Below are 23078 nucleotides of genomic sequence, written 5' to 3'. Positions count from 1 at the left end.
TTTAGTTGTTTACTCTAATTTTAGGATCGTGGCGGTAAATTTCCTTACTGCCCGAAGGTTTAAATTTAATGGAATATATTTCCTCACATGGAACTGTAATTTTGGGGTCCACTGTTCCGTTCCAATTCTTTGATTTTTTTATTTCTTTAGGACCTTTGCTAAAAACGTTGGTGGAAGATGGGTTCTCTTCTATGGAAATTGACGCTACATCTGAATATTTACCGATTTTCCATAATACCTTGTCTCCGGGCTTTACTTTGAGTTTGTTGGTAAATTTTTTTTTAACTGATAATATCAGTTTGGTAGGGTCATTTGGATCGATTCCTTCAATTACAATTTTATGATTTGCCATAATTAAAATTATGTTTGGTTTTGCTTTAGAAAAATGCAGTGAAGCAATTTAATTAAAAATAATGGATAAGGAAGTATTTAAAGACCCTTGTTAGAAATTATCTGGATATCAAACCTTTTCACTTTCCAGTTTAACTTAGTCTTTATTGAACTCCAAGATGGTTATTCTTGACATTAATGATAATTTTATCAGAAACATTTGAAGAACAGATTTGTTTGAAATAATTAAATCCTTCAAATTTTTGATAATTCGCGTCATAATCCATTTCATTTCAGGCATCATTCATGAAATCCATCTATACTGTTATTCAGCAAATGATCAATATTTCCCATCCGGAATGGTTGGAATTTTCTGGGAAAACCCAAGAAAGGAAATTCAAAAGAAATGAGTTGCTGAGCAGTCCCGGGACAGTACCTCATGAAATATTTTTTATAGAACATGGGATTGTCAGGGTGATTATCACGGATAAAGCAGGTACAGAACATACCGTACATTTTGCATTGGAAAATCAATTCATTGCGGATTATACGAGTTTTTTGTTGCAAGAGCCTTCTCTTTATAGTATTCAGGCCTTGGAAGAAACAACTACTGTGGTTTTACCAAGGGAAGCTATAGAATGGGGATATACCAATCTAAAGGATGGGCAAAAGTTAGGTAGGTTGATAGCAGAATTTTATTTTATTTATCAAGATAACCGAGTCAGAAATATCTACGCCCGGACTCCAAAAGAACGTTATGACAGCATCACTCAGGTATTTCCCAATATCCACAACCGGGTTCCACAGCACATGATTGCGTCCTATTTGGGAATTTCCCCCGTTCACTTAAGCAGATTAAAAAAAAGTGACAGGTAAGAAAGTCTAAACATTTGTTATCGTTTGCCGCGAAGTCATTGACCTAGATTTGTACTATTAAAAATAATAGTACTATGAAAAAAATCATTCAAATGTCTGTATTGATGCTGTTGACCATCAATCATCTTTCAAAAGCTCAGGAAAATATTTCAATAGACCAATCTTCTAACATTATATGGCCTGAGGAATTTGACCCAAGCGTTGCGAAATTTTTTGTCCAAAATGAAATAGAAATAAACGCAAGCCCTGAAGTTGTTTGGCATATTCTAATAGATGCTTATAAATGGGAATCTTGGTACGAAGGCGCTAAAAATCTTTCCTTTGTCGACCCGGAACACACCGAATTAAAAGCAGATTCTCAATTTAATTGGGAGACTATGGGAATGAAATTCCCCAACACCACCATCAAAGAATTTGAACCTTACCGCTATCTGGCTTGGGAATCAGTGAAAAAGAGTATTCAAGGATATCATGTATGGTTGATCATTCCTACTGAAAAAGGCTGTAAAGTCATCACAGAAGAAACCCAAAATGGATGGCTTACTTTTTTTGAAAAAACCTTTCAGGGAAAGAAATTAAAAGAGCTTCATGATATCTGGCTTTCAGAACTGAAAATCAGGGCTGAAGGAAAAGGGCAACTTCTCAGCAGTGACCGTTAAGGAATCATTCAAAGTAGAATAGTTTGCTTGAACCACCCATCTTTTCCTGATCCCATTGGATTGATTGTCTTTCCGATGATTTTCCAAGTCATGGCACCTCCCAAATTTCTTTCAAAACCTCAAAACTTATGATGAAAAATATCCTTATTTCTATTTTGCTACTGATCAGCATACAAACTTTCGCCCAAAACAACGGTACCCTTATTTTGGAAATACAAGGTGTGCAAGCGGCCAAAGGAGGGAAACTTTCTGCCGGGATCTTTGACCGTGAGAATTTTCCAAAAATCGGAAAGGCATATCGGGTGGAGATCAAATCCGTGGAAGGCAATTCTATGAGGATAATCTTTATGGGTATTCCCCCGAATGAATATGGTGTCGCAGTATACCAAGATATCGATCAAAATAATGATTTGAAAACCAACCTGATCGGCTTGCCAAAGGAGCCCATTGGCTTTTCCAATGATGCCAAGATCAATTTTGGCCCTCCTTCTTTTGAGGATGCAAAGGTGATAATCAAGGCCGGTGAAACTTTAACTATACCCATCATATTACGATGAGAACCTTTATTGAAACCCTCAAATATAGAAATGAAACCCTGTTCTACTTTGGGCTTGTCTGCTTGGTTTTTTCAGGGCTGTTTTTGTTGTTGGCCAGCTTTAATGATACCCAGGTCAATGGAGTAAGTGCTTGGTTAAAGCCCTTTAAATTTGCTTTTTCCACTTTCCTTTACTCCTGGGCCATGGCTTGGTATTGCCATTATCTCCACAATTTCCAAATCGGTTATTTCAATTGGGCGGTTATCATATTACTGGGTTTTGAGATTGTTTATATCGCGATTCAGGCAGGAAGAGGGCAGCTTTCCCATTTCAATGACAGTACGCCCATGTATGCAGGCCTATATTCCATGATGGCTTTTGCAGCGAGTGCAGTCACCCTCTATACTGCATATGTCGGTATTTTGTTCTTCAGTCAGACATTCCCTGATTTACCCGGGTACTATGTCTGGGGGATTCGTTTTGGTATCCTATTTTTTGTGGTGTTTGCCTTTGAAGGGTTTGTCATGGGTAACATGATGTCCCATACAGTAGGCGGAGAAGATGGTGGAGAAGGTCTCCCAATCTTAAACTGGAGCACTAAATATGGAGATCCCCGAATAGCACATTTTATTGGAATGCATGCACTGCAAGTGCTTCCCGTTCTTTCTTACCATCTTTTTAAGGATACAAAAGTTACAATAATGCTTTCTCTGATCTATGGGCTCTTGGCAGTTTTTACCCTTATACAGGCCCTACAGGGAAAACCCTTTTATAAAATCAAAAATCAAACACAACATGAAACTATCAATTAAAGAACAAAAAAGACTGATTTCCAAATATGGAGAATGGGCTGTGGTAACCGGAGCTTCTTCCGGGATAGGTCTGGAGATTTGCAGACAGTTGGCCGGAGCAGGTTTTAGCTTGGTCATCAACTCCCGAAGCTTAGTGAATTTACAGGAAGTTTACCAGGAACTGAAATCAAAATATGATATTCAGATCAAGGTTATTGCTTCGGATTTGTCAGAAGAAAATGGACTTGAACCAATTTTGAATTTTACCAAAGATTTAAAGGTGGGTTTATTGGTAATGTCTGCAGGATACGGCACCTCAGGACCTTTTGTGGAGAGTTCTTTGCCTAGGGAAATCAATATGCTTAGAGTCAATTCTGAAGCCCTTTTGGCAATTACCCACCACTTCAGCAGGAAATTTAAAGAACAAAAAAGAGGCGGCATTATCCTGATGAGCTCTATGGTTGCTTTCCAAGGTGTTCCTTTTTCTGCCCACTATGCGGCTACAAAAGCATATGTGCAGACTTTGGCCGAAGCTTTGGCTATAGAAGTCAAGCCTTATGGTGTTGATATTCTTTCAGCGGCACCGGGACCGGTAGAAAGCGGATTTAGCCAAAGGGCAAATATGAAAATGTCTATGTCCCTGACCCCGGAACAGGTAGGTGTTCCGATATTGAAGGCATTGGGCAGGAAAACCACCGTGCTTCCTGGTTTATTGACCAAGTTTTTGGTGTATTCCCTCCGAACTGTTCCAAGATGGGGGAAAGTAAAAATCATGCAGCAGGTGATGGGAGGTATGACTGCCCATCAGCGAGAGGGTGTCAATAGTTGAACCCGATTATGAAAACAGAAATGTAGTTTAAGAGGCCCCTGCACTTTTGGCCATTTCTTTCAAAGAACTGACAAATATATCCAACTCCCTTGGAGTGGTATAGACATTTGGAGTGATTCGACATCCTACCACCCCGGCATAGTTGATGCCTACCGTGTAGATTTTGTACTTGTCCAAAAGGAGTTTGGCCATTTCCGAAGGATCCATGCCGGAGATCCCCACATTGGCAATACCGCATGAACGGGAGGGGTCAGCCGGCGTATTCACATGGATTCCTGGTAGGTCCCTTACTTTATCTGTCCAATAACGCTGAAGATAGCGCAACCTTTCCTCTTTTCTTTCAGCACCTATTTTTTCAAAATAGTCCAAAGCATCGTTGACTGCCAAATCTGTTGCCACAGGATGGGTGCCTATGTGGTTGAGATTTTTGATATTGGCATGATCCAATTCATAGGGAGCCAAAAGGGGCCAGATTTTATTGATTTTGTCTTTTTTGACATATAGCAAACCTGCACCCAAAGGCACACTCAGCCACTTATGCAGACTGCAGGCATAGTAATCACAGTTCAATTCATCAATCCTGAAATCAAAATGTGCAATACAATGCGCGCCATCCAACATCACATCCACCCCATAGCCATGGGCCATGTCACAAATTTTTTTGACAGGTAGAATCTGACCCGTGATGTTGATCATGTGACTGACCATAATCAGTTTGGTATTTGGAGTAATGGCATCTTCATAAATTTTGACTATTTCCTCATCGGTTTTAGGATGAAGTGGAATGTCTACAATTTTATTGACCGTACCATGTCGCCTTGAAGTCAATTCAAACATGTTTTTGATACTGCCATAATCCTGATGTGCAAAAATGGCTTCGTCTCCTTTTTTCCAGGGAAAACCGGAAATGATGATATCCAGTGATTCGGTTGCATTTCGGGTGATGGCCACTTCATCGGGACTTCCTCCAAAGGTTGCAGCCAATCTTGCCGCTACTTTGTCTTTGTTTTCCCATTGCACAGTCCTGAAATACCAGGAAGCCTGATAGTTGATTTCACGGATGTGGCTGATATAGTTTTCCAGTGTTTCGGTCGGGATAAAGCAATAATACCCATTTTCCAAGTTGATATAATCAGGTTTGAGTTTATACCCCGCTCTGATCTTCAACCAAAAATCTTCATCAATTGCAAGGTCCTTAGGATGGATATGTTCATAAGCCTCTATGGTTTCCGACAGTGCTTTGAGGGAGGTAGATGAAGCCAAACCTGTAACTGCAAGATTCTTAAGGAAAGTTCTCTTGTTCATGATGTGTTATTTTAAATATCAAGATGTGAAAAAAAGCATAGAAAGAAAAGTATAGAGGGTCACATTGAATGGATCTCCAATTTTTTCACCATTTGTAACCTGAAAACCGGGGATCAATTAATGGAATTCCAAGTGAAGAAAATTGGCATTTACAGAAAGGGGAATGACAGGTGTTAGAAAATCTTAATCGGGCAAGATAGACTTCTCCTAACGTCGAAGTGACAAGGAAAAGCCTTTTTTAGTTCTTTTGCTAAATTGAATAATCTCCAATCTGTCATTGGTAGTGGAGAAAATTGGCATTTACAGAAAGGGTAATGACATCGGGTTCTGCGTCATTCTGAACGAGCTTTCTGAAATCCTTATAGTAATCTGAAAACATTACAGTGAAGTGAAGAATCCCCTTAGGTTTAGGAGATACCCCGAATCCCGATAGCTATCGGGACGGGACAGGCTTTCTCTTCGTTCAGAGTGACGCTCCGGAATTTTGTTGTTGTTAACTCCCGACATAATTAGATTTTAAAAAGTCCTGTTTTTTCCATTCCATCAATCCTCAAATGTCTTGGAGGAGTCTGCCACTAAGCGGTTGATTTCCTCCATTTCTTTTTTTGTCAGGTCACGCCATTTCCCTATAGGTAGATCCAGTGGGATGTTCATGATTCGGATACGCTTTAATTTGGTGACTTCATATCCCAAGTATTCGCACATCCTTCTTATCTGTCGGTTCAGGCCTTGAGTGAGGATGATATTGAATTTAAAGTTTCCTATTTGTTTTACCTCACATTTACGGGTGACCGTATCCAGAATAGGAACTCCATTGGACATCTTTTTGATAAAATCTTTGGTAATGGGTTTGTTCACCATTACCTCATATTCCTTTTCATGGTTGTTTTTGGCCCGAAGGATTTTATTGACTATATCCCCGTCGCTGGTCAATAAAATCAGGCCCTCACTGGGTTTGTCCAAGCGGCCAATCGGAAAAATACGTTTAGGGTGGTTGATATAATCGATGATATTGTCTTTTTCAGCTTTGGTATCGGTGGTACAGACAATGCCTATAGGTTTGTTGAAAGCTATATAAACATGTGCTGCTTCAGGTTCGGAAATCAATTTGCCGTTCACCCTGATTTCATCACCGGGAAATGTCTTTGTACCCATTTCGGGGATTTCCCCATTAATGGTAACCCGTCCTGCTTCGATCAACTTATCGGCTGCTCTTCTGGAGCAGAAACCCACTTCGCTGAGGTACTTGTTGATTCGGGTTCCCTGTGATTCACTCATTTTGATAATCGTCTGTATTTTGCCCGAAAGATAATGCTGATTTGGCAAAAAATTTAAAAGTCAGCTAATCTGCTGATTTTCATCATATAATTTTTGAAGTGTAGTTTATAAATTCCACAATCATAAACAAAGCCCAAAATAAAAAGTCATGTCACCATATACCATACCTTTCAAAAAGATCAGGAATTCAGATGTTGCCACGGTGGGAGGGAAGAATGCTTCTTTGGGAGAAATGATCCAAGAACTTGGTCCCTTAGGGGTCATTATTCCTGATGGATTCGCGACTTCATCTAAAGCTTTCCGGACTTTTCTAAATGAGAATCAACTCGTAGATAAGCTGAATGATAAACTCCATACTTTGGATACTGAAAAATTAAGCAATCTTGCAGAAGTGGGTGACTCATGCCGCTCTTTGGTTGCTTCCGGTGTTTTTTCAAAGGAAATGAAAGAAGATTTTTTAGAAGCCTTCCGGAATCTGTCCGATGGACAGCATATTTCCGTTGCCGTAAGGAGCTCCGCCACAGCGGAAGACCTGCCTACAGCAAGTTTTGCAGGGCAGCATGATAGCTTTTTGAATATTGAGGGAGAACAAAACCTGCTTCAGGCCATACACCGTTGCTATATTTCCCTGTTTAATGACAGGGCTATAAAATACCGGATTGACAACGGTTTTGAGCACATGCAGGTGGCACTTTCGGTCGGGGTTCAGAAAATGGTAAGAGCTGATATAGGAAGTGCCGGAGTAATTTTTACCATTGATCCCGAAACAGGGTTTGAAAATGCCATCTACATTACTTCCGCTTGGGGTTTGGGGGAAAATGTGGTTCAGGGTGCTGTTAATCCTGATGAATTTTATGCCTTCAAACCTTCTATTGAAAAAGGCTTGAAAAGTGTGATTTTCAAAAAAATGGGTGAGAAAGAAAATAAAATGATCTATGCAAAAGGTGGGGAAAGACCTGTGGCCAATATCAAAACAAGTCAGGCTGAACGTAATTCTTTCTCACTCGAACCCGAGGACATAGAAAAGCTTGCTTCATGGAGTTTTAAAATTGAGAAGCACTACGGTCTTCCCATGGATATTGAATGGGCAAAAGATGGATTGACCGGAGAACTTTTTATTGTTCAGGCCCGACCCGAGACTGTTCATGGCCAGAAATCCGGGATTACAGTCAAAGAGTATACCTTATTATCAAAAGAAAAGCCTATTGTAAAAGGAAAAGCGGTTGGTACCTCCATTGCCTCCGGAAGGGTCTGCATTGTCAAGTCCATAGCCGATTCATCCAAAGTAAAAGACGGGGATATTATTGTGGCGGATATCACCAATCCCGATTGGAATTCCATGTTGCGGAGGGCGATCAGTATTGTGACGAATAAAGGCGGAAGGACAAGTCATGCATCTATTGTAGCGAGGGAATTGGGGATCCATGCGGTAGTGGGAACCGGTGATGCCACAGATAAGCTACAGGATGGACAGGTCATTACGGTATCCTGTATAGAAGGTGATGAAGGTTTGATTTATGATGGCAAATTGGAATGGTCCGAAAAGGAAATCAACTTTGAAGCTTTTGAACCCACCAAAACCAAGCCCATGTTTATTTTAGCCGATCCTTTCAAAGCATTTCGGTTTTCTTTTTACCCAAACGAAGGGGTGGGGTTATTGAGAATGGAATTTATCATCAGCAATGCCATCCGGATCCATCCTATGGCTTTGGTGAATTACAGTTCCATGGCTGACAGTAACGATAAAAGATCCATTGCTGCCATCACCCAGCATTATCCCGACAAAAAGAAATATTTCGTAGAAAAGCTCTCCGAACATCTTTCCATGGTAGCGGCTGCTTTTTATCCCAAGGATGTGATCATTCGGATGAGTGATTTCAAGACCAATGAATATGCGCAATTGATAGGAGGCGCACCATTTGAACCGGAAGAAGAAAATCCCATGCTGGGTTTCAGGGGAGCATCCAGGTATTATAATGAGCGGTATAAGGAAGGATTTGGATTGGAATGCGAAGCCATGCGGGTGGTCAGGGATGAGTTGGGTTTTACAAATGTAAAACTGATGATTCCATTTTGCAGGACGGTAGCTGAAGGGAAAAAGGTCTTGGAAACCATGAAGGAGTATGGATTGGAAAGAGGGAAAAATGGATTGGAAGTCTATGTCATGGCCGAAATTCCAAGTAATGTGATTTTAGCAAAGGAATTTGCCGAAATTTTTGACGGTTTTTCCATTGGTTCCAATGACCTGACCCAACTGACATTGGGAATAGACAGAGATTCGGCCATTGTAGCGGATCTTTTTGATGAAAACAACGGAGCGGTAAAATACATGTTGGCTTCAGTAATCAAAGAAGCCAAAAAGGCGGGAAAAAAAATCGGTTTATGTGGACAGGCACCCAGTGACTATCCTGCATTTGCTCAATTTTTGGTTGAGCAAGGCATTGACAGCATTTCCTTCAATCCCGATGCCCTGCTCAAGGGGATTGAGAATATCAGTTTGGCAGAAAATAAACAATGAATTGCGTCCTGCTTTAGGTGGACGATAGAAAAAGCCTGTTGCTTTCCTAAAGGTTTAGACAAATGTATTCATGGATTATCCTTCAAAATTAGGGATAAATATTTTTAGTGGAGACAAAAACACCTACAAAGAAACAGTCCCTCCAATTCTGGGAATTACGGGGAGAAAAGTATCAATTTAGATATGGATATCCCTATAAACCGCTCATTAACAATAAATTAAATCAGTCTTAACATCTCGATTATTTCCGCTTAATTTTATAGTAATATTTCAACTAATTATTGTTTTTGAAAATGATTTGCCTTAATTTGTAGCGAAATGACCTTGACTTTCGTCTAAGATAAAAGAAGAATTATTCTGGTTTTAGAGCTTATAATTTAAAATTGAAATAAGATGATGAAGAACGGAGGATTAAATTTCGGGAAATTCAGCTGTTTGATGCTCTTAATCAGTGGGATGACCCTGTTCGGTTCATGTCAGGACTTGGAACAGGCAAAGGAAATATTTTTGTCCTTATCTGACATTGAGAATCTTCCTGAAAGCGACACCTTTCCCCTAGTGGGCACCAGATGGAGGCTTCTAGGTTTTGGGGAAGAAGGGAGTGAAAGGATCAGGATAGCTGAACCAAGTGAAACGGATTCGCAGCTATGGTTGGAGTTTTTTGAAGATGGAACCATAGAAGGGCGTTCATCTAATAATTTATTGTCTGGAAAGTTTCATAATTTCTCTAATAATCAGTTTGAATTATTAGAGTTTTATGTTTTAAGTTATGCCTTAGAGTCAGGCGATGGCTTTTACATGACCAGTAGTCTTAAGAATGCGGACATGGGAAAGGTTGAATCCAAAGGATTAAAGATTTTTTATTCTGAAAACGATCGGAGACATTATATGCTGTTCAGACACAGACATCGGCGGTGAGATAATTGTAAAGACATCAAAGATTTTTTTATAGGAAAATAATCCCTAAACCTGATTTGAAAAACAACTAAATTTTCATTTTTAAAAAAAAATCATTATTTTGAGACATATTGAAATTTTGATCCGTCTTGTTTTTAATTTCCATTTAATTTAAGATCATGAGTATAAAAAAAAATCAAATTAAACTGTATCAGGTAAGGAAAGTAAAAATTTGTGCTTTAACATTTTTGGTTGTGATTTTATCGATTTCTTGTATGGAACAAAATAATCAAATATGCGAAGATTCCACTCCTGTAGGTTCAGACATTACGGCTCTCTTTGTCGATGACTTTAATTGCACTTTAAAAAAGCTGACAGAGCAGGATCAAGTAACATTTAAGATCAGATCACAAAATGAATTGGTAGAATGGCTTTCCTGTGGTTCTTCCTTACCTGATATTGATTTTGATCAGGAATTTATTTTTGGAGGAAGAATAAAGTCTTATAAATGCGGACATCTTAATGAATTGGTTGCAGAAAATTGGTGTGACAATCTCAAGGTTAAAGTGATTATCCAGCCACAAGACTGCATGGCAATTACAGATGTTTACTTTTTTGTTGCCTTGCCAATAGAATATGTAAAATATGATTTGAAATTCGATATAATAAACTTGGATCTATGAAAAATATATTTTCATTCATTTTGACGTATTTGGTAATTTTTTCCCTATATGGTCAGCACTATTATTACTACAATGGGGAAAAGCAACCATTGGAGTTGATGGAAAGTAAGAAATACGTTCTTGTCGATAAGAATATTGACCAAAAGGGGTTTTCAGAACTTCTGCAAATAAAAAGTGACCAAATAGATGAATTCCAAAGTTCTTACCTTACCCAATATTTGCAAAGTAGACCCAATATTAACAGGGAAATTCATTGGGCTGTAATTTCTGACCCGAGAAAGCCGAATCTCCTTAAACAGTTGACCAACTATTACGTAGGACCATACTTTAAAGCAGAAAGTGGCAAAGAGGTCGGATTAACCCATTTGCTATATGTAAAGCTTAATAGTCAGGAAGATATTGAAGTATTGGACTCGATAGCTAGAGTACATCATGTAGAGATTTTGGGCAATGATCGGTTTATGCCTTTATGGTATCTTTTGGCATGTTCAGGTAAATCAGACAGAAATGCATTGGAAATAGCCAATTATTTCTTTGAAACAGGACTATTTAAATCTGTTCAGCCCGATTTTTTGGAGGACAATATTTTTGCTTGCGTAAATGACCTCCAATTCAATACCCAATGGTCATTGTTAAATACCGGGCAGAATGGAGGAACAGCAGGAGCAGATATAAATATATGTCCTGCATGGGAAATTACTACTGGTTGCGAAGACATAATTGTTGCAATATTGGACCAAGGACTTCAACCGCACGAAGATTTGAACAACATCCTGCCCTTAAGTTTTAATACAGAGGCTGGAATTCCCCCTTATGGAAATCATGGCATGAGAGTAGGTGGAATTATTGGAGCGGAAACAAACAATTCCTATGGTATTGCAGGTGTAAGCCCAGATAGTCCTATAATGGATATAGCTAACAGTTTGATGGGAGTTCCAGGTTCAAGGATTGCACGTGCAGACGGAATTAACTGGGCTTGGCAAAATGAAGCAAGTATAATAAATAATTCTTGGGGCTCAAGTGTTCAATATGAAGTTATTGATGATGCTATTGAAAATGCAGTCATCAATGGTAGAAATGGATTAGGATCAATCATTGTTTTTGCAACTGGTAATGATTTTGACAACTCTATTGCTTACCCTTCAACAAATCCTAATGTAATTGCAGTCGGTGCTACAAATAGAAACGACCAAAGGGCTTCATTTTCAAACTATGGTACAGGTATTGATGTGGTAGCCCCTGGGGTAGATATCAGGACTACAACATTGGATGATGGCTATGCGACTGTTTCCGGTACATCCTTTGCTGCACCTCATGTATCCGGAATCGCAGCTATGATACTTTCCGTCAATCCCGGCCTAACTCAACAAGAGGTCAGAAATATAATAGAGAGTACAGCTGATAAAGTAGGTGGATATACCTATACATTAAGTGCTGGACAAAACCCTAACCTAACTTGGAACAGCGAAATGGGCTATGGCCGTGTAAATGCTCTAGCAGCCGTCCAGGCAGCCTTACCCACCATTTCCGGTCCCGACTACCTTTGTTCCACCAATACCTTTACCCTACAGAATGTCCCAGTGGGCAGTACGGTAAGCTGGTCGGTCTCACCCACCCACCTGTTCTCAGGCAGCACATCGGGTAACGGGGCAAACGCCAGCCTGAGTCCTGCAAGCTGGGGCACATCCGGACAGGCCACTGTGACCTTTTCTATTGAGGGTGATTGTGGAACCGTTGATTCCTCTACCAAATTCTGGGTCGGCAGGGCCATATCCTATATAGAAGGTCCCTACGAGATGGCCGTTAATACGGTGGAGAACTACTTTGCCACCGGCAATCCCTATATGGGCATCACGGATTATCAGTGGTCTTTATTCCCCTCCGGGTATCATTGGATCGGCAATCAGGGTACCAATGCCATCACCCTGTCCTTCAGCGCGACAGGGCTGTATTCATTGGAACTGGATGTGGTCAATCCCTGTGGTGCCAGGGGCAGCGAGATAGGTATCTACGTCTATAACCCTTGGGAGCATTTTACCCTTTACCCCAATCCCACATCGGATATCCTTCATATCAGTATGGACTTGGAGACCCGTGGCAGGGATGTTGACCTGGACTTTGAGGTCAGTCTCTTCGACGGTCAGGGCAGGGAACTCATCCCGGCTAAGCAGGCCCATCAAGAGGCCAGCCTGGATCTCAGCCGCATCCCCAAGGGCTTCTACTATGTCCATATCCGCTACAGAGATGCATTGCTTAGAAGACAGATCAGGGTGGAAAGGTAGGGAAAGGAGAAAGGATGAGGGATAAAGGATGAAGGGAAGAAAACAATGAATTGCGTCCTGCTTTAGCTGGACGGTTAAAAAAGCCTGTTGCTTTCCAAAGGCTTTAGCCAAATGTATTCATGTATTATCCTTCAAAATTAGGGATAAATATTTTTAGTGGAGACAAAAACACCTTCAAAGATACAGTCCCTCCAATTCTGGGAATTACGGAGAAAGAAGTATCAATTTAGCAATGGATATCCAGATAAACAGCTCATTAACAATAAATTAAATCACCCTTAACATCTCGATTATTTCCGCTTAATTTTATAGTAATTTTTCAACTAATTATTGTTTTTGAGAATAATTGAGTTTAAATTGTAGCATATTAATAGTTTACTGCGTCCTGAAACTAAGATACATTAATAGTTTTTCTAGCATATATAACTATTTATCCAATGCATTCCAGAATATTTAAGAAACCAACTTTATTGTACTCGAGCATGAGCTGCTTTAAGATTATCATTTTAATGTTTTGTTTGGCATGTGTCAATTCTCCCGATCCGATGGAATGTTTTAGTCAAGAAATTAATTCGGATTCATTTTGGGTTTATGATGGTACATGCCTTAAAAATGCGGATTTGGGATTGGATGAAGATGGAGTCCGGAAAATTACAAACGAAGACCAATACAGCATTTTTACAGATTGCCTACCCGAAAATCCTGAAGTTGATTTTACTACAAGCTATGTATTGGTAATCAAAGTTCCTCCGGGAAATTATTATCCCTATATTCAGGAAATCAGACTTTTAGAATCATGTGATGGACTGTTTAGTATTGAAATCGAAGTTATCAAAACTCCATTTCTAACTGTTGATGTCTTTAAACTTGCATTTGTCACTTTACAGGTTGAAATCCCTGAACCCAAAATTGAAATCCTATGGCTTTAAGATTACTATTCTTTTTACTTTTTTTTGGACAGACCCAATCCATATTGGCCCAAGAAAAAATGGATTATTATTATCTCAAAAACAAGAAAACGTCTTTGATTAAACAGAAAGGGCAATATTTTGTAAAATTTGAATCAATTATAAACAAGTTCGATTTAACACAGATGGGAATCAAAGAAGAAGACATTCTTTATTTTCAAAACAAAAATTCTTTGGGGGCAATAGAGAAATCACGGGATGATCTTGATTTTTCCTTTTCAATAATAAAGGCTGCAGACCCAAACTAAATTTAAAACAATGAAATGCGATTTGGGTGTATTGATGGATGCAAATCCATCTATAAAACTTTGGGATCGGTAGTAAAAATAAACTGCTCCGACTTCCTCTGTTACTTCAACTCCTAATAATTGGAAATATTGGGCTGTGCAGGAAGTATGACTAGTTGTTTATTTATGCAAGTGAGTTGAATTTCAATTGTTTAAAGAATCAAAATAAGTATATTCAACTCTTCCAATTTGCTGGAAACCAAAATTAGGATCAAATCTTTTTTCCAAAATCAACCTGTCGCTTGGATCGTAAAAATAACGCAAAGCGTCTTTTCTTTCCTCACTGAAAACTCCACCGGGACCTGTCTCCTTTGCCATAAGAAGGTCGTTGTTGTATCTGTAGATAAAATGGTCAACCTTATAATCTTCCTGTCCTCTTGCAGTTTTCCATTCACTGATTATTTTCCCATCGTCATCATATGAATACACAAGCAACTCTGCGCCATGTTCATATGGATATTCAATCTCCAAAAGCCTGTTTTGTGAATCATAATGGTAAATCGAAACCAATTCCCTACTCCTTGACTGGTTTGAAGTATACATTCTGTCGATCAATCCGTCACTATTATATTCCATTTCCCGGGTAAACTCCCAATCCACTTTACCCTCTCGAAAAGCAAAATAGGAAGAAGAGACAATTTCATCATCTTCTAAAAAATTAAGGGCCAAACCAGTGGTGTCCCCAGTACCATTTCTGAAAATATGATAGTTAGAAAGGCCATTGATTGGATAAAAAATTTCTCGGGAAGATACCGTCTTATCCGAATTACCCCCATAGGTAATTGCCATATGAAGCTTACCGTTAGGCGAATGTGTATGCAGAGCAAACACTTCCCTTAATTCATCCTCTTTTAAGACACTAAGTTGATCCGAGTCAATATTGGGATCGGATTCATTGTTTAATGAACATCCTACTATAAAAAGACTTAATGAGAAAATTATCTTTTTAACAAGTGATTTCATTTTCATAGATTTTTAACTAAATTAGTATTTATAGTTTTTAATTACAAATTATATGAAAAATTTTATAATATTATTCTTTTGTTACCTAGCAAATACTAGCGTATTTGGTCAAGTTAAGGTTGAAAAAATGGATTCACAATTGATTCCAAAGAAAATTTCAAAACAAAATATTCCAATTATACCTGAGTTTCCTAATAAAGATTCTGTGGTTATTGAAATTTTAAAAAGTATAAATGAAAAGGAATCAATTTTAGATCCATTAAATATAGGTAAGAATTTAGTTTTAAATATTAATTTCGATACAATTCCATTTCAAACTTTTGAAAATACAGCAATCAAGGAGATTGAAATTTTCTCTCCAAATTCGAACACATTAAGTTTGAATTTTAGTCAAATTAAACTCTCTCGTAGTGCAAAATTGTTTGTGATAAATGATGCCGAATCTTTTGTACTTGGTCCTATCACTGTTGAGAATGTTTCTAGAAATATTGATTTTGACCCAGGATTTATTCCTGGGGATAAAATAAGGGTTTTATTGATTGAAGCACAAAATGAAATTGAAAAAAGTAATTTGGTTATTTCACGAGTTGGACATATAGTGTATGATTTTTTTGGTGTAAGAAAAACAGTATTTGAAGGGAGGTCAAATTGTTATGGTTTTGATTGTTCTTCCTCATGTTTAGAAAATATTGTTTGTTTTCCAGATTTTAATGATGAGTCGAGAGCTGTAGCATTAATTACCTACACGGATCCCTTAGACGAATTTAACAATATAGGGATTCACGGAACTGGCTATTTAATTAATAACGGTTTTCAGGATAAAAGACCCTTATTTCTTAGTATGATTCATGGAATTGCAGGATATATGACACCTGATCTCAAATTGATTTTTCACTATAAGAGTCCTCAATGTAATAATTCAATCGAAGGACCCGTGGCTTATTTCGTACAAGGTGCAATACCACTTGTACTAGACCCTTCAAATGATCTTCGATTAATCGAGCTGCAAACTAATCCAGGGACTAGTCAAATATTTTCAACTAATCCTGTATCATATTTAGGATGGAGTATTATTGATGAACCGATTACAAAAACATACGGAGTGCATCATCCCAAAGGAGATGTTCAAAAATACATGGAAGGAGGTTTGGCAATTCCAATAGTAGAGCCTGGGACATCATATAATGTCTGGAAATATAATTTAAATAACGGCTTCCCGGAAACCAACAGCTCTGGTAGTCCTACATTTAATCAATTTAAAAGAGTAATAGGTTCCTTAAGAAGTGCGGAACAAGTACTAACCTGTTCAAATTTTCAAAACATTGACACTTATTCTGTAAGGATTAGCAAATCCTGGCCTGTCCTTTGTCAATTTTTAGATCCAGGAAATGAAGGGATTGTCGCGATGAATACCTTGATTGACAATCCTGTTGATAAGGTTTTTTCATCAATCTCAGGTCCAGATTATTTATGTTCGACTTCTTCTTTTAATCTAATAAATGCACCTTTAGACCTTCCCGTTGCTTGGACAGTCTCCCCAACCCATCTGTTCTCTGGCAGTACATCCGGCAGTAGCAGTTCTGCACCCCTCAGTCCTTCCGGTTCCACTGCCTCGGGACAGGCGACCATAACCTTTGCGATAGATACAGATTGCGGGGAAGTGGAGGTGCAGCAATCTTTCTGGGTGGGCAAGGCACGCGCGGATATCATAGGCCCTTACGATATGCCAACCAATACCGTGGAGGCCTATTATGCGGAAGGGTTTTTTCCCTATACAGGCATGTTGCACCTTATGGGCATCACGGATTACCAATGGTCGGTCTATCCTTCGGGATACGATTGGATCTATGGGCAGGGGATGCCCGGCATCACACTCACCATCAGCTTCCCCGGGTTTTACTCCCTCGGATTGGATGTCACCAATCCCTGTGGGGTGATGGGCACGGAAATGCCTGTCCATGTCTATAACCCCTGGGAGCATTTTACCCTTTACCCCAATCCCACATCGGACATCCTCCAAATCAGTATGGACTTGGAGACCCGTGGCAGGGGTGGTGACCAGGACTTTGAGGTCAGTCTCTACGACGGTCAGGGCAGGGAACTTATCCCTGCAAAGCTGGCCCATCAGCAGACCAGCCTGGACCTAAGCCGCATCCCCAAGGGCTTCTACTATGTCCATATCCGCTACAGAGATGCACTGCTTAGAAGGCAGATCAGGGTGGAGAGATAGGGGGGCGATTTTAGATTTTTGATTTTAGATTTTAGAATTAAAAATGAGATAGCAGTTAGGATGATGGGGGACATTCCGGAAGGCAGACAGGCATAAGACATAAAGCCTGTCCCGAGAATCGGGAACACAAGAAAGCTTGTCTAATTGTAAATGGGGGAATCAAGAAAGGGGAGGAGTGGTTGAAATAGGGGTTCATTCAGGAGATCTCCGTAGACCTTAGCGGATCCATTGCGTCTTTTGTGGTTAAATATTTGATGCCAAGTCCGGATAAGGTCATTATTTTTATGTCTGGGGGATCGTTGATCTATCTAATTTTCCTTCCAAATATGTCGAGAAGTAAGGAATTAAAGGAAATGAATTGCGTCCTGCTTTAGCTGGACGGTTAAAAAAGCCTGTCGCTTTCCAAAGGCTTTAGCCAAATGTATTCATGGATTATCCTTCAAAATTAGGGATAAATATTTTTAGTGGAGACAAAAACACCTACAAAGAAACAGTCCCTCCAATTCTGGGAATGACGGAGAAAGAAGTATCAATTTAGATATGGATATCCATATAAACCGCTCATTAACAATAAATTAAATCAGCCTTAACATCTCGATTATTTCCGCTTAATTTTATAGTAATTTTTCAACTAATTATTGTTTTTGAGAATAATTGGGTTTAGATTGTAGCATATTGGGTTTTGGATACGTCATAGCTATGAAATTTTGTCCCACCTAAACAACGGAAGTTATGAGACAATTTGCCTTTACCATTATGCCACTCTTAATCCTTATTTTGGCTTTTTCGTGCTTTGACAAAGAATCGCCAAACCATCCTGTGGAAGTACGGTTTCAGTTACTCAATGACACCGGAGAACCGTCTACTTCTTTTATTGAAGGGGAGGATATCCTTTTTGACTATAGGATCATCAATCGATTAGATGAATCCGTAACGTGGTATTTCGACAGTCATTTTAATTACCGCCAAATGTTTACGGTTTACAGAATTATTCCCCCGAGTTCCGAAATGCCCAATGGTGGTATTGTAGAAATCGGCACTCCCCATACACCCAAATACATGAGGGATTCTAGATGGGGAAGGCATCTTCCGGCCAAAGGAGAAATGGTTATACGAATGTCCTGGAAAGGGGATAATGAAAAGACCTATATGTTTGACAATTGGCAAATCTTCTACCATGAAAGGGATGCACTAACTCCGGGAAAATACTTTGTGGAATTCGAGCAGGAGATCACTTTTGCCCTGTACGAAGCCTTTCATGGAAAATTTAGGATTGATTTTGAGGTTAAATAATATAGAACAGGATATGAAAAATTCCATAAAAATAACTGCAATCATACTACTGATCCTTAGCATTTTTGGATGTGAAGATGAATCATTGCCAGAATGTGTACAGGGTAAAGTGATAGGGTATCAGTCCTGCTACAACGTAAATGTTATACAGGTGCTTTCAGGTACTTTAAAGGGTGAAGAAATTAGATGGGAAGGTGAGCAGTATCAAAATGTTATACAATATCCAGGTGGGGCATTATCTGAAGAAATAATATATTTCAGCTATAGATTCTTTAATGCAGAACAAGACTCAACATATGCTAATCTAATTTGCCCGGCAAATCTCGCTCCTTTGGCCGTTCCTATGATAGTTATTACCGATTATTCAACCGAATATTGTCCGTGAAAAATGAAAAACATTCTACTCTTTTTTAGTTTATTGCTTTTATTCGTAATAGTGTCATCGGTAAACAAAGAAAAACTTTATTACTGGTCTGATGGGAAAAAGCATTACTTGTCAGTTGATAAAAACTCGATGCTTGTAAAGACAAAGCTTGGGACAGACTTACAGGCTTTAACTTCAAGAATTCAAAAAGCTGATTTATCTTTTTCTGCGAGTAAAACAGTAAATGGAGAAATCATAATCAAATCCAAAACGATACCTTTGGATATTGACAGCATAAAAGTGGAAATTCCTGAAATTGAATCTGCAGCGTATGGTCTTAATTTCGAGGGTGAAGACCCCCCCATTTTTATTAACGGAGAGATACTGCTTCAAGCAAAGCCAGGAGTTACCATCGATAGTATCCTTCACTTGATAGAAGGTGAATACAATTCTTTTGTAACAAGGAGGTATAATACCTTTAAAGTATTAATTCGAGACTGGAATAATGTTATTAGCCTCGCTAATTTGATTTACGAAAGTGATCTTGTCAGTTACTGTCACCCAAATTTTAAAGCCTCTGTAGAAAGATATCAGGTGGTTCCAACCGATCCACTTTATCCTGATCAATACTATTTGAATCAGGGAAACAATATTGATATCAATGCCCCCCAGGCTTGGGGCATTACCCAGGGTGTCAGGGAAGTAAGGGTGGCTGTTATTGATGACGGTGTTGAAAACCATGAAGATATTGATGGGAGAGTTCTACCTGGATTTACGCCTACAAATAATACGGGATTTGGAGCACCAGTAGCGCCTCCTCCACCTGCGAATCTACATATAATTGGTCATGGCCAAGCATGTGCCGGTATTATTTCAGCAACTCACAACAATTTGGGTATAGCGGGTGTGGCACCGTGTACACAAATTATTCCAGTGAATATATTCAATGACTGGGACATTGTTACCGACCCTTTTGGTAATCAATGGGTTGTTTTTAATGAAGATATTGATGATTTGGCTGATGCGATAGATTGGGCTTGGGATGATGGTGAGGCGGAGATATTAAGTAATTCCTGGGGTTTCGTTGCCCAAGGAGCTAATTTTGATGAAATCACCTTTGCTATAAACCGTGCCAGAACCCAGGGTAGAGGTGGACTGGGAAGCGTGGTGGTTTTTGCATCGGGAAATTCTCATTCGCGACCTGAGTGCAACAACTGCTTTAACGGCGTAACTTTTCCTGCTAACGTGAACGGAGTGATTACTGTAGGTGCCATTTACAGAAACGGGGATATATGGAATTATAGTAGTCGGGGGCCGCAAATGGATTTGGTAGCTCCCTCTGGAAATTTGGGGGGTAATGGTGATGTAGTCACCACAGACAGGATGGGGAATCTCGGCTATGACAATGGAAATTATACGGATACCTTTGGGGGAACCTCAGCTGCCGCCCCCCAAGTTTCTGGAGTTGCAGCATTAATGCTCTCTGTTAACCCAAACTTGACCGAAGCCCAAGTGAGAACCATTTTACAGCAAACTGCAACGGATATGGGGCCAAGCGGTTTTGATAATACTTTCGGTTTTGGCCGTTTAAATGCTCTAGCAGCCGTCCAGGCAGCCTTACCCACCATTTCCGGCCCCGACTACCTCTGTTCCACCAATGCCTTTACCCTACAGAACGCCCCGGCAGGCAGTACGGTAAGCTGGTCGGTCTCACCTACCCACCTGTTCTCAGGCAGCACATCAGGTAACGGTACAAATGCCAGCCTGAGTCCTGCAAGCTGGGGCTCATCCGGACAGGCCACTTTGACTTTTTCCATAGATGGTGGATGTGGAGTCATTGAATCCTCTACCGAATTCTGGGTCGGCAGGGCCGTATCCAGCATAGAAGGTCCCTACGAGATGGCCGTCAATACGGTGGAGAACTACTTTGCCACCGGCAATCCCTATATGGGCATCACGGATTACCAGTGGTCTGTGTTCCCCTCCGGGTATCATTGGATCGGCAATCAGGGTACCAATGGCATCACCCTGTCCTTCAGCACTACAGGGCTGTATTCATTGGAACTGGATGTGGTCAATCCCTGCGGGGCCAGGGGCAGCGAGATAGGTATTTACGTCTATAACCCCTGGGAGCATTTTACCCTTTACCCTAATCCCACATCGGACATCCTCCATATCAGTCTTGACCCGGAAGACCTTGGCAAGGGTGCTGACCAGGACTTTGAGGTCAGCCTCTACGACGGTCAGGGCAGGGAACTCATCCCGGCTAAGCCGGCCCATCAAGAGACCAGCCTGGATCTCAGCCGCATCCCCAAAGGTTTCTACTATGTGCATATCCGCTACAGAGATGCACTGCTTAGAAGGCAGATCAGGGTGGAGAGATAGGGGGGCGATTTTAGATTTTTGATTTTAGAATTGAGATGTTTGGATGAATGAACTTTCATGATATAGGTTGACAGGTTCCCTACCTAAACCCCAAACCTTGTTGATAACTTTTCTGGTGAAAACCAAAAGTAGGAATTATATTTAATTTATCAGGATAAGCGGAGAAGGGCTCTGCTGGGGAGCAACCTTTCAAGGAATGATCCTGATCGACTGAAAAGGCCAGAGGCCATGGGCAGCCTAAACTTTTTTGGGCTGCTCTTTTTTCAAGGCTCTTTTTGGTCGCTTCATGCCTCCTAAAACCCATTTTTATTTTGACCGAAATCATATAGGGTGTGACCGGGTTTTTCAGACAAGCCCGAAATCTTTTTCTCGAACTCCACAGGACTGAGCCACCCCAGGCCTTCCTGTTTTCTCTCATAGTTGTAAACATGTATGATCCTTTCGAATTCTCTTTTCAGACCTGCTTTTTCCCATGCCTTTATGGTAGGCACCAGATGGTGTTTGATCAGTCCGTTCCTCTGCTCGGCATATCCGTTCATCAGACAGTTTTTTGCACAGCTTACGCGGACTCCCAGTTTATTTAGGCCTCCGAGGTAGAGGGCCGAGAAATATTGGGTCCCGCCATCTGTGTGGTGGATGCAGTCCATCAGGTTCTCCTTCCCTCTGAGTCCGACCCATTGGTCCTGTGCGGATTTCGCATCCTCTGCCCTCATACTTTCCCCAAAACCGGAACCGACTATCCTTGCGCTGTAAATATCGGTCAGGCAGAAAAGAAAATAGCGCCTCCCACAGATATTGATATAAGTCAGATCACCTACCACGGCCATATTTATATCGTTGATAGTCAGTCCATTGAGCAGATTGGGATAGTTCCAGCTCTGCATTGAAGACTTTGTGGTGACAATCCTCGTGTTCAGCGCCGGAAGCACCAGTCCATTTGACGACATGAGACGCTCGAATTTGTTTGTCCCGATGCCATACCCGGATTTGATCCCAAGGTTGTGGAAAACAGATCTCGAACCCGCCCTTCTATCTTTCTCCAGTCTGTAAGACTTTACCAGTACGGCAAACTCCCCAACCATCCGGCACTCCTCCTTGTACCGCTGGGCGGCCTTCGAAAAACCCTGCCGGCTTATGCCGACATAGCTGTAGAATCTTTCCATTGGAATCCCATGCACTGACAGACTTCCCCTGAGCGACATCAGCAACGGGACCATTACTTTTTTTTGAAATTTTCTCCAAGTTTTTCCTCGGCCAGAATGATCAGTTCCTTCTGGTAGACAAGTTCAACTTGCTGTCTGCCGATAAGCTCAAGCAACCTGCGGTTTTCCTTCTCAAGTTCACGCAGTCTGTCAATGTCCCTGCCAGTAGTCACAATTATCTTCTCTGGAAGCTTCTTCTTACCGAAACGGACCAACCATCTTTTCACACTCTCCACCTTGACCTCATGCAGCCTACTTACCTCAATTATTGAGACCCGGCCACTCTCGATCAGACAGACTTGTTCTTTACGGAATTCTTCGCTGAAACGCCTTCTCCGCCTCTCATCTATTGTCATGATAATTTCAATTTAAGAAATTTATCCACAATTTTGGTGTCAACCT

At 40.3% G+C, this 23078-nt stretch carries 21 protein-coding genes; 15 read left to right on the top strand and 6 right to left on the bottom strand.

Translation table 11 applies throughout. The features are described 5' to 3' along the window. Position 1: 1 nt before the first annotated feature. Positions 2-352 carry a hypothetical protein gene (locus B9A52_RS22585; RefSeq protein ID WP_084122860.1) on the bottom strand — a complete coding sequence of 117 codons (351 nt, stop codon included), beginning with the start codon at positions 350-352 and terminating at the stop codon, positions 2-4. A 284-nt stretch (positions 353-636) separates the two neighbouring features. Between B9A52_RS22585 and B9A52_RS22580 the strand changes: the two genes are divergently transcribed. The 5 genes from B9A52_RS22580 to B9A52_RS22560 all read left to right on the top strand — a co-directional run bounded on the left by B9A52_RS22580 (position 637) and on the right by B9A52_RS22560 (position 4021). Then, positions 637-1206 (top strand): Crp/Fnr family transcriptional regulator, encoded by a 570-nt coding sequence (locus tag B9A52_RS22580; RefSeq protein ID WP_084122859.1) that lies wholly within the window; start codon positions 637-639, stop codon positions 1204-1206. 74 nt (positions 1207-1280) lie between these two features. After that, entirely contained in the window at positions 1281-1865 is a 585-nt protein-coding gene (locus tag B9A52_RS22575; RefSeq protein ID WP_084122858.1) for an SRPBCC domain-containing protein, read from the top strand. Between the two features lie 128 nt (positions 1866-1993). After that, positions 1994-2422, top strand: a complete 429-nt coding sequence (locus B9A52_RS22570) for a DUF2141 domain-containing protein (RefSeq protein WP_084122857.1) — start codon at positions 1994-1996, stop codon at positions 2420-2422. Next, entirely contained in the window at positions 2419-3213 is a 795-nt protein-coding gene (locus tag B9A52_RS22565) for a hypothetical protein (RefSeq protein ID WP_084122856.1), read from the top strand. The genes B9A52_RS22570 and B9A52_RS22565 overlap by 4 nt, the downstream gene beginning before the upstream one ends. Beyond that, on the top strand, positions 3197-4021 hold the full coding sequence (locus tag B9A52_RS22560) for an SDR family NAD(P)-dependent oxidoreductase (protein ID WP_084122855.1): 825 nt from the start codon (positions 3197-3199) through the stop codon (positions 4019-4021). The genes B9A52_RS22565 and B9A52_RS22560 overlap by 17 nt, the downstream gene beginning before the upstream one ends. A 27-nt stretch (positions 4022-4048) precedes the next feature. On the opposite strand, the gene B9A52_RS22555 is transcribed toward B9A52_RS22560, so the two are convergent. Together B9A52_RS22555 and rluF are read right to left on the bottom strand one after the other, a co-directional pair. Continuing rightward, the gene (locus B9A52_RS22555; RefSeq protein ID WP_084122854.1) at positions 4049-5326 is read right to left on the bottom strand and encodes an aminotransferase class V-fold PLP-dependent enzyme; all 1278 of its coding nucleotides are present in this window, start codon (positions 5324-5326) and stop codon (positions 4049-4051) included. 543 nt (positions 5327-5869) lie between these two features. Continuing rightward, positions 5870-6604, bottom strand: coding sequence for a 23S rRNA pseudouridine(2604) synthase RluF (gene rluF / locus B9A52_RS22550; RefSeq protein WP_084122853.1), 735 nt, complete (start codon positions 6602-6604; stop codon positions 5870-5872). 148 nt (positions 6605-6752) lie between these two features. Between rluF and ppsA the strand changes: the two genes are divergently transcribed. The 6 genes from ppsA (at position 6753) to B9A52_RS22520 (ending at position 14200) form a co-directional block, all read left to right on the top strand. Beyond that, a complete protein-coding gene (gene ppsA / locus B9A52_RS22545) occupies positions 6753-9122 on the top strand; it encodes a phosphoenolpyruvate synthase (RefSeq protein WP_084122852.1) in 2370 nt (789 codons plus the stop codon). A 393-nt stretch (positions 9123-9515) separates the two neighbouring features. Continuing rightward, positions 9516-10040 carry an META domain-containing protein gene (locus B9A52_RS22540; protein ID WP_157370269.1) on the top strand — a complete coding sequence of 175 codons (525 nt, stop codon included), beginning with the start codon at positions 9516-9518 and terminating at the stop codon, positions 10038-10040. Positions 10041-10198: 158 nt separating this feature from the next. Further along, a complete protein-coding gene (locus B9A52_RS22535; protein WP_084122850.1) occupies positions 10199-10702 on the top strand; it encodes a hypothetical protein in 504 nt (167 codons plus the stop codon). Continuing rightward, positions 10699-12984 carry a S8 family serine peptidase gene (locus B9A52_RS22530; RefSeq protein ID WP_084122849.1) on the top strand — a complete coding sequence of 762 codons (2286 nt, stop codon included), beginning with the start codon at positions 10699-10701 and terminating at the stop codon, positions 12982-12984. Before B9A52_RS22535 ends, B9A52_RS22530 begins: the two co-directional genes overlap by 4 nt. A gap of 509 nt (positions 12985-13493) precedes the next feature. Next, positions 13494-13913 (top strand): hypothetical protein, encoded by a 420-nt coding sequence (locus B9A52_RS22525; protein WP_084122848.1) that lies wholly within the window; start codon positions 13494-13496, stop codon positions 13911-13913. A 59-nt stretch (positions 13914-13972) separates the two neighbouring features. Then, the gene (locus tag B9A52_RS22520; RefSeq protein WP_172805268.1) at positions 13973-14200 is read left to right on the top strand and encodes a hypothetical protein; all 228 of its coding nucleotides are present in this window, start codon (positions 13973-13975) and stop codon (positions 14198-14200) included. 183 nt (positions 14201-14383) lie between these two features. Here the strand turns inward: B9A52_RS22520 and B9A52_RS22515 are convergent, their stop codons facing one another. Then, positions 14384-15202, bottom strand: coding sequence for a hypothetical protein (locus tag B9A52_RS22515; protein ID WP_157370268.1), 819 nt, complete (start codon positions 15200-15202; stop codon positions 14384-14386). Between the two features lie 424 nt (positions 15203-15626). On the opposite strand from B9A52_RS22515, the gene B9A52_RS22510 reads away from it, so the two are divergent. The 4 genes from B9A52_RS22510 to B9A52_RS22495 all read left to right on the top strand — a co-directional run bounded on the left by B9A52_RS22510 (position 15627) and on the right by B9A52_RS22495 (position 21474). Further along, positions 15627-17432 carry a T9SS type A sorting domain-containing protein gene (locus tag B9A52_RS22510; protein WP_172805267.1) on the top strand — a complete coding sequence of 602 codons (1806 nt, stop codon included), beginning with the start codon at positions 15627-15629 and terminating at the stop codon, positions 17430-17432. Between the two features lie 732 nt (positions 17433-18164). Next, the gene (locus tag B9A52_RS22505; RefSeq protein ID WP_084122836.1) at positions 18165-18725 is read left to right on the top strand and encodes a hypothetical protein; all 561 of its coding nucleotides are present in this window, start codon (positions 18165-18167) and stop codon (positions 18723-18725) included. Further along, on the top strand, positions 18691-19110 hold the full coding sequence (locus tag B9A52_RS22500) for a hypothetical protein (RefSeq protein ID WP_084122844.1): 420 nt from the start codon (positions 18691-18693) through the stop codon (positions 19108-19110). Before B9A52_RS22505 ends, B9A52_RS22500 begins: the two co-directional genes overlap by 35 nt. A gap of 3 nt (positions 19111-19113) precedes the next feature. Next, positions 19114-21474, top strand: coding sequence for a S8 family serine peptidase (locus B9A52_RS22495; RefSeq protein WP_084122843.1), 2361 nt, complete (start codon positions 19114-19116; stop codon positions 21472-21474). Between the two features lie 293 nt (positions 21475-21767). Here the strand turns inward: B9A52_RS22495 and B9A52_RS22485 are convergent, their stop codons facing one another. Together B9A52_RS22485 and B9A52_RS22480 are read right to left on the bottom strand one after the other, a co-directional pair. Further along, the gene (locus B9A52_RS22485; protein WP_084120665.1) at positions 21768-22691 is read right to left on the bottom strand and encodes a DDE-type integrase/transposase/recombinase; all 924 of its coding nucleotides are present in this window, start codon (positions 22689-22691) and stop codon (positions 21768-21770) included. Beyond that, complete coding sequence (locus B9A52_RS22480) at positions 22691-23032, bottom strand: transposase (protein WP_084120666.1); 342 nt, start codon at positions 23030-23032, stop codon at positions 22691-22693. Before B9A52_RS22480 ends, B9A52_RS22485 begins: the two co-directional genes overlap by 1 nt. Positions 23033-23078: the final 46 nt, after the last annotated feature.

The organism is Aquiflexum balticum DSM 16537 (genome assembly GCF_900176595.1).
Classification (GTDB): Bacteria; Bacteroidota; Bacteroidia; order Cytophagales; family Cyclobacteriaceae; genus Aquiflexum; species Aquiflexum balticum.
The sequence above is the reverse complement of the archived record's forward strand: the minus strand, read 5'-3'. Positions and strand labels throughout refer to the sequence as shown.

Coding starts and splice junctions, on each gene's coding strand:
- B9A52_RS22585 (WP_084122860.1), bottom strand. CDS start 352: ATGGCAAATCATAAAATTGTAATTGAAGGAATCGATCCAAATGACCCT.
- B9A52_RS22580 (WP_084122859.1), top strand. CDS start 637: ATGAAATCCATCTATACTGTTATTCAGCAAATGATCAATATTTCCCAT.
- B9A52_RS22575 (WP_084122858.1), top strand. CDS start 1,281: ATGAAAAAAATCATTCAAATGTCTGTATTGATGCTGTTGACCATCAAT.
- B9A52_RS22570 (WP_084122857.1), top strand. CDS start 1,994: ATGATGAAAAATATCCTTATTTCTATTTTGCTACTGATCAGCATACAA.
- B9A52_RS22565 (WP_084122856.1), top strand. CDS start 2,419: ATGAGAACCTTTATTGAAACCCTCAAATATAGAAATGAAACCCTGTTC.
- B9A52_RS22560 (WP_084122855.1), top strand. CDS start 3,197: ATGAAACTATCAATTAAAGAACAAAAAAGACTGATTTCCAAATATGGA.
- B9A52_RS22555 (WP_084122854.1), bottom strand. CDS start 5,326: ATGAACAAGAGAACTTTCCTTAAGAATCTTGCAGTTACAGGTTTGGCT.
- rluF (WP_084122853.1), bottom strand. CDS start 6,604: ATGAGTGAATCACAGGGAACCCGAATCAACAAGTACCTCAGCGAAGTG.
- ppsA (WP_084122852.1), top strand. CDS start 6,753: ATGTCACCATATACCATACCTTTCAAAAAGATCAGGAATTCAGATGTT.
- B9A52_RS22540 (WP_157370269.1), top strand. CDS start 9,516: ATGATGAAGAACGGAGGATTAAATTTCGGGAAATTCAGCTGTTTGATG.
- B9A52_RS22535 (WP_084122850.1), top strand. CDS start 10,199: ATGAGTATAAAAAAAAATCAAATTAAACTGTATCAGGTAAGGAAAGTA.
- B9A52_RS22530 (WP_084122849.1), top strand. CDS start 10,699: ATGAAAAATATATTTTCATTCATTTTGACGTATTTGGTAATTTTTTCC.
- B9A52_RS22525 (WP_084122848.1), top strand. CDS start 13,494: ATGTTTTGTTTGGCATGTGTCAATTCTCCCGATCCGATGGAATGTTTT.
- B9A52_RS22520 (WP_172805268.1), top strand. CDS start 13,973: ATGGATTATTATTATCTCAAAAACAAGAAAACGTCTTTGATTAAACAG.
- B9A52_RS22515 (WP_157370268.1), bottom strand. CDS start 15,202: ATGAAATCACTTGTTAAAAAGATAATTTTCTCATTAAGTCTTTTTATA.
- B9A52_RS22505 (WP_084122836.1), top strand. CDS start 18,165: ATGAGACAATTTGCCTTTACCATTATGCCACTCTTAATCCTTATTTTG.
- B9A52_RS22500 (WP_084122844.1), top strand. CDS start 18,691: ATGGAAAATTTAGGATTGATTTTGAGGTTAAATAATATAGAACAGGAT.
- B9A52_RS22495 (WP_084122843.1), top strand. CDS start 19,114: ATGAAAAACATTCTACTCTTTTTTAGTTTATTGCTTTTATTCGTAATA.
- B9A52_RS22485 (WP_084120665.1), bottom strand. CDS start 22,691: ATGGTCCCGTTGCTGATGTCGCTCAGGGGAAGTCTGTCAGTGCATGGG.
- B9A52_RS22480 (WP_084120666.1), bottom strand. CDS start 23,032: ATGACAATAGATGAGAGGCGGAGAAGGCGTTTCAGCGAAGAATTCCGT.